Consider the following 11,180-nt stretch of genomic DNA (forward strand, 5'->3'; position numbering starts at 1 on the left):
TCCTCGGGTGGGTGGGGCGCCGCGGCGCCCGGGGGGTGCGGACGGACGGCCGCGGCGGTCAGGTGTCCTGCCGCGGGGCGTCGATCTCGTGCAGGAAGCGGAGGGCCGCGTCCCAGGCCCGCGCGGTACCGCGGGCGCTGTACGCGACGACACCGGGGCGCGGCGAGGACTTCGCCGACGGTCTTGTGAAGGCGTGGACGGTGCCGCCGTACACATGCGTCTGCCAGTCGACGCCCGCCCCGCTCAGCCCGGACGCGAGCCGGGCGCGCATGTCGGCGGTGGCCATGGGGTCGTCGGCACCGGTGCAGACCAGTACGGGGGCGCTGCCCGCCGCCGACCAGTCGGAGCCGACGAGGTCGAGGCCGCCGTGCACGCTGATCACGCCCGCCACCTCGGCGCCGGAGCGGGTGTACTCCAGCGCGGAAGACCCGCCGAAGCAGTAGCCGAGGGCGACGACGTCCGCCGTCCCGGCCTCGGGCGCGGCGGCGAGCGCCCGGTGGGCCGCCCGCACCCGCCCGAGCCAGCGGGCCCTGTCGCCCGCCATGGCGCCGATGAGCGGGCCGAACTCGGCCTCGTCGGTGGGCAGCAGCCGCTCGCCCCACAGGTCGGCGACGAGGACGGGACGGCCGAGGCCCGCGAGGCGCCTGGCCGTCCCGACCGCGTGCGCGGTGACCCCGTGGGCGTCGGGCAGCAGCAGGACGGCCGCCCCGGTGCGGGCGGCGGCCGGCAGGCAGAGGCGGCCGAGCATGCGGGTCGTCTCGTGCCAGTACACGACATCGCGGGAGATCACGTCGCCCATGCCGGAAGATCCCTTCTCCGTCGGCCCGCCGCCTGGGGACAGAGGCGCGGCGGGCGGCGGCGGCCGGTCCCGGCGCACCGTCACAGCAGGACCGTAAATGAGATCGTGTACGATTTCAATTGCGAAATCACTTGCGATGCATCGAAGCGGCGGGCTAGCTTGCGTATCACATTTCGTACACGATCTGATCCGTGGTGCGGCCGCACGCCCCCGGCGAGACGGTGGGCCCGAGGGTGCCGACAAGCCGCAGAAACCGACGTACGACGAGAGGGACCTCTCCCATGACCGTGGTCGACATCAACATCCACCACCTCCCCGAGGACCTGTTCTCGAACCCGAAGATCCTCAACGGCTTCCTCGACAGCGCCCCGCGCGGCTTCGGGGAGATCGCCCGGGTCGCGGAGCTTGAGGACGGGCGCAAGCACCTGATCCTGGAGAAGCCCGCCGGCTTCCAGAACCTCAACTACATCGACGGCGACTACAGCGCCGAGGCCAAGCTCGCCGCCATGGACGAGGCGGGCGTCGACTACGGGATCATGCGGGTGCCGGTGTGGCAGGAGTGGCTGCCCCTGGAGACGTGCCGCGAGGTCAACGACAACGCCCACGAGATCGTCGAGCGCTCCCGTGGCAGGCTCTTCGCCACCGCGTGCGTACCGCCGTGGGGCGGCAGGGAGAACATCTACGAACTGGAGCGCTGCGTCGGGGAACTGGGCGCCGTCGGTGTGCAACTCGCCTGCCACTACGGCCAGCTCTACCTGGACGACGAGGTCTTCGAGCCCTATCTGAAGGTCATCGAGCGGCTCGACATCCCGGTCGTGGTGCACCACACACCGCTGCCCGTGGAGTGGCGCTCGGTCGTCGACTACACCAACCTGCGGCGCGAGTTCGGCCGCATCGTGGACCAGGCCACCGCGGTCGGCCGCGAGCTGTTCAGCGGCATGTTCGACCGCATGCCGGGGCTGCGCTTCGTCCACACCATGCTCGGCGGCAACTGGTTCGCCAACACCGCGCTCGTGGCCCCGCACAAGTCGCCCAGGAACGAGGCCATCCACCGGCTCGACCCGGGCACAGGCGACGCCGTCAACGGCTACCTCCGCGACAACATCTACTTCGACCTGACCCACCCGCACTCGTGGGGCAAGGACCAGGTCGAGTGCGCGCTCAAGGTCAACGGCGCCGACCACTACATGTTCGGCTCCTCCTTCCCCGTCTTCTACGGGTGGATGAGCCAGGGCGTGGAGTTCCTCAAGGAGACGGTGGACATCGCCGACGAGGACCGCGCACTGGTGCTCTTCGAGAACGCCAAGCGCCTCTTCCGGCTTCCCGTCTGACCCGCGCCCCGGACAACGCCCCCAGGAGGGCAGGCCCTTGAGTCAGCACCACACCCCCGCAGGCCCGTACGACCGGGGCGACCGGGCGGACCAGGCAGACCGGACGGACCAGGCAGACAGTGCGGGCCAGGCGGAAGAAACAGGCCAGGCGGACGAGGACATCGACGGCTTCTTCTCGACCGCCCGTGTCGCCCCCCGCCGCCAGGCGGTCGAACTGCCCGCCGACGACTACACCCGCCACCTCCTCGACCCCGACGACCCGAGGCTCGCAGCCGCACGGGGCATGGACTACGAGGAGTTCACCCGCGACCGCCTGCGCGCCCCCTTCCTCCGTGACCTCCTGGCGACCTGGCGCTCCCACTACGACCAGCCCTTCACCGGCATCACCCGCGACGGTGCGATCCGCGAGGGCCTGTACGACCTGCCTGCCCACCCGGACCCCGACCCGGCCCCGCAGCGCGCGGCCGAGCGCCTGCTGGCCGCCCTCGACGACCGGGAGCGGCGTACGGTGTGCCACCCCGTCACCGCACACGAGTGGCGGGCGTGGAGCAACCCCGAGTTCGTCGTCCACCGGGTCGGACTGCGCCTGGAGGAACTGGCCCCCGAGAAAGCGGAGTCGGCCCTCGGCGTCGTACGCGCCTCGCTCAGCCCCGAGGGCCACGAGCGGGTCACCGCCGCGATGGCACTCAACGGCGTGCTGGGCGACCTGGTCGGACTCCCGGCGGTGATGAACGACCGCAGCTACTGGTTCTCCCTCTTCGGCGAGCCCGATCCCCTCGCCCCCTGGGGCTGGCAGCTCTTCGGCCACCACGTGGCCGTCAACTTCCTCTCCGTGGGCGGCCGCCACGTCATCGCCCCGGTCTTCCTCGGCGCGGAACCCGCCGTCACCGAGGAGCGCCCGCCGCTCTTCGCCGCCCGCGAGGAGGCCGCACTCGAACTCGCCACCTCGCTCGACACACGGCAGCGGTCGGCAGCGGTCGTCTACGCGTCCGTCCTCGACCCCGCGATGCCCGAGGGCCGCCTGCACCCGGCCGACGAACGCCATGTCGCGGGCGCCTTCCAGGACAACCGGGTGATCCCCCGCGAGGGAATCAGGGCCACCGGCCTCACCACGCGACAGCGCGCGCTGCTGCGCACCGTCGTCGCCGACTCCGTACTCCTGCTCAAGGCGGCCCAACGCGAGGCGCTGCTCGACCTGTACGACGCCCACACCGACGACACCTGGTTCGCCTGGTACGGCGCCACCGACGGCTCCCAGCCGTTCTACCTGCGGGTGGACAGCCCGGTGATCCTCACCGAACTCGACCACCACGCGGGCGTCTGGCTCGGCAACCGGCTGCCCGCCCGCTTCCACGTGCACACCACCCTGCGCCACCCGAACGGCAACGACTACGGCCGCGCGCTCATCGCGCGCTGGCACGAGCGCGGGGCGTGATCAGCCGTGGTCGTCCGCGACGGCGTCGACGGGGAGCTGCGCCTCGTACTCGGTGACCGCCTCCACCGTCCTCATCTCGTGCCGCCTCGCGGCCGTCTCGATGGCCTCGGGATCGGCCTCCGCCTCGATCAGCGCGATGAGTTCGTCGTGTTCCGCCAAAGACGCCTCCGCCCGCCCCGGCGCGTACCAGAAGGCCGACTTGCGGATCACCTCAAGCCGCGCCCACTCGTTGTGGACCATCGCGACCAGCCGGTCGTCACCGGCGCGCGAGGCAAGCAGCTCGTGGAACTCCCGGTTGAGGCGGCCGAAGCGTGCCGGGTCGAACGCGGCGAGGGCCTCGCCCATCCGCCGGTTGAGAAGCCGCGCCCGCTCCAGGTCATCCCCCGTCATACGGGGGGCCGACAGCGCGGTCGCATAGCCGCCGATGCGGGCCAGCAGGCTCAGCCCCTGCTGCCAGGCGTCGGTGTCGAAGGTGCGCACCAGCGCGCCCACATTCGGAACGATCTCCACCCAGCCCTCGGCCTCAAGACGCCGCAGGGACTCGCGCCACGGAACGGAGCTGATGCCGTACTCCCGCACGAGCTGGTTGATGACCAAGCGGTGGCCGGGCCCGTACGTACCGTCCATGATCCTCTCCTTGAGGATCTGGAAGGACTTCTCGGCTTTGCTCTGCATACCGCGAATCCTACTGAGAGGAGCACAGGGTGACCGTGCTCGGCAGCACCGGGCGCCCCGGGGAGCGGCGCCCCGGAAAGATCATCGCGGTCCACACCGGCTACGCCTCGCGCGCCGCCGAGCAGGGCCGCAGACCCGCGAACCCGTCCTACTTCCTCAAACCGTCGAGTTCGGTGGCCGACTCCGGCGGGCACGTGGAGCGCCCGGCCGGCACCGCCCACCTGACCTGCGAGGGCGAGATCGCCCTCGTCATCGGCGCGACGGCCCGCCGGGTCCGCCCCGAGGAGGCATGGGCGCACGTGGCCTGGGTCAGCGCGGCAGACGACCTCGGCATCACCGACCTGCGGGACCAGGACCACGGGTCCCACCTCCGCGCCAAGGGCGGCGACGGCTTCACCCCGCTCGGCCCCGGACTGATCGACGCCGGGGCGGTCGACCCCGCCGCCCTCCGGGTGCGCACCTGGGTCAACGGCGCACTCGCCCAGCAGGACACCACCGCCGGCCTGCTCTTCCCCCTCGAACGGCTCGTCGCCGACCTCTCCCAGCATCTGACCCTCGACCCCGGCGACGTCATCCTCACCGGCACCCCCGCCGGCTCCCGGGAACTCGCGCCCGGAGACGTCGTGGAGGTCGAGGTGGACGCCCCCACCGCGCCCGGGACACCCACCTCGGGACGGCTGCGCACCACCGTCGTCGCCGGGCACATCCCCTTCGACGCCGGGCTGGGCGCACTGCCCGCCCCCGTCACACCCCGCCCGGCCCTGACCCCCGAACTCCGGGACAGGCTCGCGCGCATCCCGGTGGCCGGCCTCTCGGCGCAACTGCGCAGACGCGGACTCGACCACGTGTCGATCGACGGCCCCCGCCCGCTGGCACCCGGCTCCCGGATCGTCGGAACCGCCAGGACCCTCAGGTTCGTACCCCACCGCGAGGACCTGTTCGCGGCCCACGGCGGCGGCTACAACGCGCAGAAGCGCGCCTTCGACGCCGTGGCCCCCGGCGACGTCCTCGTCATCGAGGCACGGGGCGAGCCGGCAGCGGGCACCCTGGGCGACATCCTCGCGCTCAGGGCGCAGGCGCGCGGGGCCGCCGGCATCGTCACCGACGGCGCCGTACGCGACGCCGATGCCGTCGCCGCCCTCGGCATCCCCGTCTACGCCACCGCCAGGCACCCCGCCGTCCTCGGCCGCAGACACGTCCCGTGGGACCACGACCTGACCATCGCCTGCGGCGGGGCCACCGTCCAGCCGGGCGACGTGATCGTCGCCGACACGGACGGCGTCGTGGTCATCCCGCCCGCGCTCGCCGAGGAGGTCGCCGACGCCGCCCTCGCCCAGGAGGACGAGGACGCCTGGATCGCGGAACAGGTACGCGCCGGCCACCCCGTGGAGGGGCTGTTCCCCATGAACGCCGCCTGGCGCGCCCGCTACACCGAGCGGCGGTCGCACCCGTGAGCACACCGGAGCGGGAGAGCAAGTCCCAGACCGCCTACCGGTGGATCAGGGAGCGCATCGCCGCCGGAACCTTCGGACCCGGCTACCGCCTGGTGCTGAGCGCGCTCGCCACCGAGCTGTCCATGAGCGTCGTCCCGGTACGCGAGGCCGTGCGCGCGCTCACCGCGGAGGGCCTGGTGGTCTTCGAGCGCAACGTCGGCGCGCGGGTCGCGGCCGTCGACGGCGCCCAGTACCGCTTCGCCATGCAGACCATCAGCGTGCTCGAAGGCGCGGCCACGGCCCTGGCCGCCCCCTTCCTGACCCGGGACGACACCGCACGCGCGAGGGAACTCAACGACGTGGTGCGCCACCGGCTCCCCGACATCGACCCCCGCGTCTTCCGCGAGGTCAACCAGGAACTTCACCGCACCCTCTACGCCAAGTGCCCCAACCCCCGGCTGCTCGCCCTCATCCACGCCGAGTGGATGCGCCTCGGGCACCTGCACGGCTCGCTGTCCCATATCGCACCGGGCCGCGCCGCCGCGGTGGTGCCGGAGCACGCGGCCCTGATCGACCTCATCGAGAGCGGCGCCCCCGCCGCCGAGATCGAGCGGGCCGCCCGCGAACACCGCGCCGGATCGAGCACCGCGGACCTGACCGCCCGCCACCCCGGCCCCGACCCCGACTCCATAGGACCACCCCTGTCAGAAGGAGCGTGAATGCTGCCGCCCGAGACGATCGACGCCCTGGCCGCCGAACTGGCCGACGCCCACCGGCGGCGCTCGGTGGTGCCCAGGATCACCGCCCGCCACCCGCAGGCCACCATCGAGGACTCCTACGCCGTCCAGAGCGCCTGGTGCCGGACCCGGCTCGCCGAGGGACACCGCCTGACGGGCCGCAAGATCGGCCTGACCTCGAAGGCCATGCAGTCCGCCACCGGCATCACCGAGCCCGACTACGGAGTCATCCTCGACGACACCGTGTGGGAGAACGGCGCGGTCGTCGACTTCGACGCCTTCTCCAACGTGCGGCTTGAGGTCGAGATCGCGTTCCTTCTCGACACCCCCCTGGAGGGCCCGCACTGCACGCTCTTCGACGTACTGGACGCCACCCGCTACGTCGTACCGGCCCTGGAGATCCTCAACTCCCACATCGAGCTTGAGGGACGCACGATCGTCGACACCATCGCCGACAACGCCGCGTACGGCGGGATCGTGGTCGGCGGTAGCCCGACCCGGCCCCACGCGGTCGACCTGCGCTGGATCTCCGCCCTCCTGCACCGCAACGAGAACGTCGAGGAGAGCGGTGTGGCGGCCGCGGTGCTCGGCCATCCGGCGAGGGCGGTCGCCTGGCTCGCCAACAAGCTGCACCAGCACGGCGGACGTCTCGGCGCCGGGGAGCTGGTCCTCGCCGGCTCCTTCACCAGGCCGATCTGGATATCCCGGGGCGATGTCGTCCTGTGCGACTACGGACCGATGGGGACGATCTCATGCCGATTCCGCTGACCTCGACCCTCCGCGACACCCTGGCGGCGGCGACCCGGCCGCTCGTGGGCATGTGGGTGTGCAGCGGCAGCCCGCTGGTCGCCGAGATCTGCGCGGGCGGCGGACTCGACTGGCTCCTCGTCGACATGGAGCACGCGCCCAACGGCCTGGAGTCGGTACTCGCCCAGCTCCAGGCGGTCGCGGGCTACCCGGTCGACACCGTCGTACGGGTTCCGAGCGACGACCCCGTCGTGATCAAGCAGGTCCTCGATCTCGGGGCGCGCACGATCCTGGTGCCGATGGTGTCCTCGGCGGCGCAGGCGCGGGACGCGGTGGCCGCCGCCCACTACCCGCCCCGCGGGCGGCGCGGGGTGGGCTCGGCGCTGTCCAGGTCGGCCCGCTGGAACCGCATCGACGACTACCTGCACAGGGCCTCCGCCCACGTGTCGGTACTGGTGCAGGTGGAGACCGCCGCGGCGGTGGCGAACGCCGCCGAGATCGCGGCAGTGGACGGCGTCGACGGGGTGTTCGTCGGCCCGTCGGACCTGGCCGCCTCGATGGGCCTGATCGGGCAGCAGTCCCACCCCGAGGTGATGGCCGCCGTGCGCGGCGCCCTGTCCGACGTCCTCGCCACCGGCACCCCGGCCGGGGTCAACGCCTTCGACCCCGCCATGGCCGACGCCTACCTCGGCGCGGGCGCGCGGTTCGTCCTCGTGGGCGCCGACGTGTCGGTGCTCGCCCGCGCCTCCGAGTCGTTCGCGGCACGCTTCGTCCCCGGCCCCGTTCAGACGGATTGACGGGGGACGATGTGGGCGACGGGTGGGTGGAGGGCGGTGAGGACGCGGAGTGCGGTGGCGTCGTTGAAGGCGGCGATCGCGGTCGTCTCCGGCTTCCGGGCGAGGCACCCCGCGACTGCCTCCGCGCAGGCCGACCGCTCCCACGGCACCGTGAATGAGCAGAGGACCTGGATGGGGCTGTCGTGGCCGTGGCGGACGAGCAGGACGTGGGCGTGGGCGGCGAGTTCGGTGTCGAGGCCGTCGATGTAGCTGCGGGAGTAGTGGCCTTCGAGGCCGGGTTCGATGGTGAGGACGACGACGCGTGAGGTGGCTTCGCGCAGGGCGCGGGCGACGCCGTGGGGGACGTAGCCGAGGTCGTGGGCGGCCTGGCGGACGCGCCAAAGAACCCCTGGTGGGGCAGCGCCCGCCCATTCTCAAGACCCACCCCGCCGACCTGCGAGAAGAAGAAAAACCAAGGAATCACTAGAACGATTTAACGAAGCCTAGTAACCTGACAGCAATATCGATTTAGTACTCCCGCGCCACGGCTCAGGGCCTGGGCACGGAGGAGGTCTCTCTCCCATGGTCGACCCACAGCGCGACACCGCCGCGGGACGCCCGATCCCCTTTCAGGACGGCGCGCCCGCGCCCGGAAGATGCCTGGTGATGGGCATTCTCAACGTCACTCCCGACTCGTTCTCCGACGGCGGCCGCCACCACGGCACCCGGCGGGCGGTGCGGCACGGGCTGAGGATGGCCGCGGACGGCGCCGACCTCGTCGACGTGGGCGGTGAGTCCACGCGCCCCGGGGCCCGGCCCGTCCCCCAGGACGAGGAGCGCGCCCGGGTAGTGCCTGTGGTCCGGGAACTGGTCCTGGCCGGGGTGCCGGTCAGCGTGGACACGATGCACGCCGGCACCGCACGGGCCGCGGTCGACGCGGGCGCGTGCATGGTCAACGACGTCAGCGGCGGCCTGGCCGACCCGGCCATGGCGGCCACCGTCGCCGCGGCGGGGGTGTCGTACGTCGCCGTGCGCTGGCGGGCGCCGAGCCGCGACATGGACCGCCAGGCCGTCTACGGCGACGTGGTCGCCGAGGTCACCTCGGAACTCCTCGTGCGCGTGGACAGGCTCGTCACCGACGGGGTGGACCCGGGGCGCCTCATCCTCGACCCCGGCCTCGGCTTCGCCAAGCGCGCCCGCCACGACTGGCGACTCCTCGCCCATCTGCACGCCCTGCGGGCGACGGGCTTCCCGGTCCTTGTGGGCGCTTCGCGCAAGCGGTTCCTCGGCGCGGCCCTGGGGGACCGCACCGGTCGGGAGGGCGCGCCCGGCGAGCGGGACGCCGCGACGGCCGCCGTGTCCGCGCTCGCCGCGGGCGCGGGCGCCGCCTGTGTCCGCGTGCACGACGTCCGCTCCAGCCTCCACGCCGTCTGCATGTCGGCGGCCTGGACGACCGCTGCGAACTAGATCGATTAAGCCCACAGACTCGCCCGCCCCAGGAACAGACCACGACCGCCGGACACGCCTCCCCCCCGTGTGCTAGATCGATTAAGCCCATCCGGGCCATCCGAGCCACCGGGGCCCGACAGCCCTGACAGCCCGACAGCTCCGACAGCTCCGACAGACGAAGGAAGCACCTCTATGACGACCCCCAGCCTCCAGGACGGCATCGACAGGGCCGGCTCTCCGGTCCGGCTGCTGTGGCAGCCGGACGCCGAGCCGTGGACGCCCGAGGTGGTCGACCGCGAGTACGCCGGCTGGCGCGTCGAGCAGCGTGCCTGGCACGAGGGCGTGGCGCTGCTGAACCTCTCGCACCACATGTACGACATGTGGATCGAGGGTCCCGACGCCACCCGGGTCCTCGCGGACCACGGCGTCAACAACTTCGAGCGGTTCGCCGTCGGCCAGGCCAAGCAGTACGTTCCCGTCACCCGGCACGGCCACATCGTCACCGACGGCATCCTCGCCCGGGAAGCCGAGGACGCCTATCTGCTCAGTGGCGTGCCCGCGGCCCAGCACTGGGTCAAGTACCACGCGGAGCAGGGGGGTTACGACGTCTCCTTCACCACCGACCCGTCCACCGCGTTCCGCGACGGGGGCGACCCGCGGCTCTTCCGCTACCAGATCCAGGGCCCGGCCGCCCTCGAACTCATCGGGCGGGTCTTCGGCGCCCCGATCCCGGAGACCAAGTTCTTCCACTCGACGCCCGTCACCCTGGACGGCCGCGCCTTCAGGGCGCTGCGGCACGGCATGGCGGGGCAGGCAGGCTACGAGTTCGTCGGGCCCTGGGAGCACGCCGCCTACGTCCACGAGGCGTTCCTGAAGGCCGGTGAGCCGCTCGGCCTCGTCCGCGTCGGCGCGCTCGCCTACACCACCCCGAGCGTGGAGAGCGGCTGGATTCCCTCGCCCGTCCCCGGCATCTACGCGGACCCCGAACTGGCCGCGTACCGGAAGTGGCTCCCGCTGTTCGGCATCGAGGGCAAGCGCCCGCTCAACGGCAGCTTCTTCTCACAGGACATCGAGGACTACTACGTCTCCCCGTTCGAGCTGGGCTACGGGAAGCTGATCCACTTCGGCCACGACTTCCACGGCAGGGACGCCCTGCTGCGGGCCAGGCATGACGAGGGCCTGCGCAGGAAGGTGACCCTGGTCCTCGACCCCGACGACGTGCGCCGGGTGATCGGCGGGGGAGCGGACCCCGGCTTCGTCCTCAGCTACGCCCGCCACCGGGTGGAGACCTCGTCGGGGCTCGCCGGGGTCACCATGCAGACCGCGGCGATCGACCCGGTCGGCACCGTGCTCTCCCAGGCCCTGGTCGACCCCGCCCACGCCGGGCCCGGCACCGAGGTGGCGGTGGTGTGGGGCGAACACCCCGGCTCCGGCACCGCCCCCGACGCCGACCTCGGATTCCCGCGCGTGCGCGCCGTCGTCCAGCCGAGCCCGTTCGACCGGCACGCCCGCACCACGTACCGGCGCGACACCTGAACCACGGCCCGAGGCCGGTCACCCGCACCGCATGGCCTCGGGCCGCCCCCTACCGCGCCCCGGGACCGGTCCCACACCTGCCTGACGGACCGGCAGCCGGTGCACACACCCCCCATACCCCGGCCCGCGCGCACACCCGTGCCCCCGGGCCCTTCCCCCGACCCGTTAGGAGCATCATGAGTCTCGGCAGTCCGAGTGAGGCGGCGGTGAGTGCGTCGTTGCTGGAGGGCTTCTCGCTGGAGATGACCGGCAAGGACGTCGG

10 protein-coding genes are annotated in these 11,180 nt (G+C 72.4%); 8 read left to right on the forward strand and 2 right to left on the reverse strand.

Going from position 1 to position 11,180, the window contains the following annotated elements:
* Positions 1–58 precede the first annotated feature (58 nt).
* Positions 59–799: a dienelactone hydrolase family protein gene (locus ACIBIW_RS33595; RefSeq protein WP_399341807.1), complete on the reverse strand. Its 741-nt coding sequence runs from the start codon at positions 797–799 to the stop codon at positions 59–61.
* Positions 800–1,080: 281 nt separating this feature from the next.
* Between ACIBIW_RS33595 and ACIBIW_RS33600 the strand changes: the two genes are divergently transcribed.
* Positions 1,081–2,130 carry an amidohydrolase family protein gene (locus tag ACIBIW_RS33600; protein ID WP_399341809.1) on the forward strand — a complete coding sequence of 350 codons (1,050 nt, stop codon included), beginning with the start codon at positions 1,081–1,083 and terminating at the stop codon, positions 2,128–2,130.
* A gap of 37 nt (positions 2,131–2,167) precedes the next feature.
* Complete coding sequence (locus ACIBIW_RS33605) at positions 2,168–3,565, forward strand: DUF3500 domain-containing protein (protein WP_399341811.1); 1,398 nt, start codon at positions 2,168–2,170, stop codon at positions 3,563–3,565.
* On the opposite strand, the gene ACIBIW_RS33610 is transcribed toward ACIBIW_RS33605, so the two are convergent.
* Positions 3,566–4,240 carry a GntR family transcriptional regulator gene (locus ACIBIW_RS33610; RefSeq protein ID WP_399341813.1) on the reverse strand — a complete coding sequence of 225 codons (675 nt, stop codon included), beginning with the start codon at positions 4,238–4,240 and terminating at the stop codon, positions 3,566–3,568.
* 29 nt (positions 4,241–4,269) lie between these two features.
* Between ACIBIW_RS33610 and ACIBIW_RS33615 the strand changes: the two genes are divergently transcribed.
* From ACIBIW_RS33615 to ACIBIW_RS33640, 6 genes are all read left to right on the forward strand, one after another.
* Complete coding sequence (locus ACIBIW_RS33615) at positions 4,270–5,694, forward strand: fumarylacetoacetate hydrolase family protein (protein WP_399341815.1); 1,425 nt, start codon at positions 4,270–4,272, stop codon at positions 5,692–5,694.
* Positions 5,691–6,392, forward strand: coding sequence for a GntR family transcriptional regulator (locus tag ACIBIW_RS33620; RefSeq protein ID WP_399341816.1), 702 nt, complete (start codon positions 5,691–5,693; stop codon positions 6,390–6,392). Before ACIBIW_RS33615 ends, ACIBIW_RS33620 begins: the two co-directional genes overlap by 4 nt.
* A complete protein-coding gene (locus ACIBIW_RS33625) occupies positions 6,393–7,178 on the forward strand; it encodes a 2-oxo-hepta-3-ene-1,7-dioate hydratase (RefSeq protein ID WP_399341818.1) in 786 nt (261 codons plus the stop codon). It abuts the gene before it with no gap.
* Complete coding sequence (locus ACIBIW_RS33630) at positions 7,163–7,954, forward strand: aldolase/citrate lyase family protein (RefSeq protein ID WP_399341821.1); 792 nt, start codon at positions 7,163–7,165, stop codon at positions 7,952–7,954. The genes ACIBIW_RS33625 and ACIBIW_RS33630 overlap by 16 nt, the downstream gene beginning before the upstream one ends.
* 561 nt (positions 7,955–8,515) lie before the next feature.
* Positions 8,516–9,400, forward strand: a complete 885-nt coding sequence (gene folP, locus ACIBIW_RS33635) for a dihydropteroate synthase (protein ID WP_399341823.1) — start codon at positions 8,516–8,518, stop codon at positions 9,398–9,400.
* 174 nt (positions 9,401–9,574) lie between these two features.
* Positions 9,575–10,918 (forward strand): aminomethyl transferase family protein, encoded by a 1,344-nt coding sequence (locus ACIBIW_RS33640; RefSeq protein ID WP_399341825.1) that lies wholly within the window; start codon positions 9,575–9,577, stop codon positions 10,916–10,918.
* Positions 10,919–11,180: the final 262 nt, after the last annotated feature.

Origin of the sequence: Streptomyces sp. NPDC050560, from assembly GCF_044457285.1 — a bacterium.
Lineage (GTDB): Bacteria > Actinomycetota > Actinomycetes > Streptomycetales > Streptomycetaceae > Streptomyces.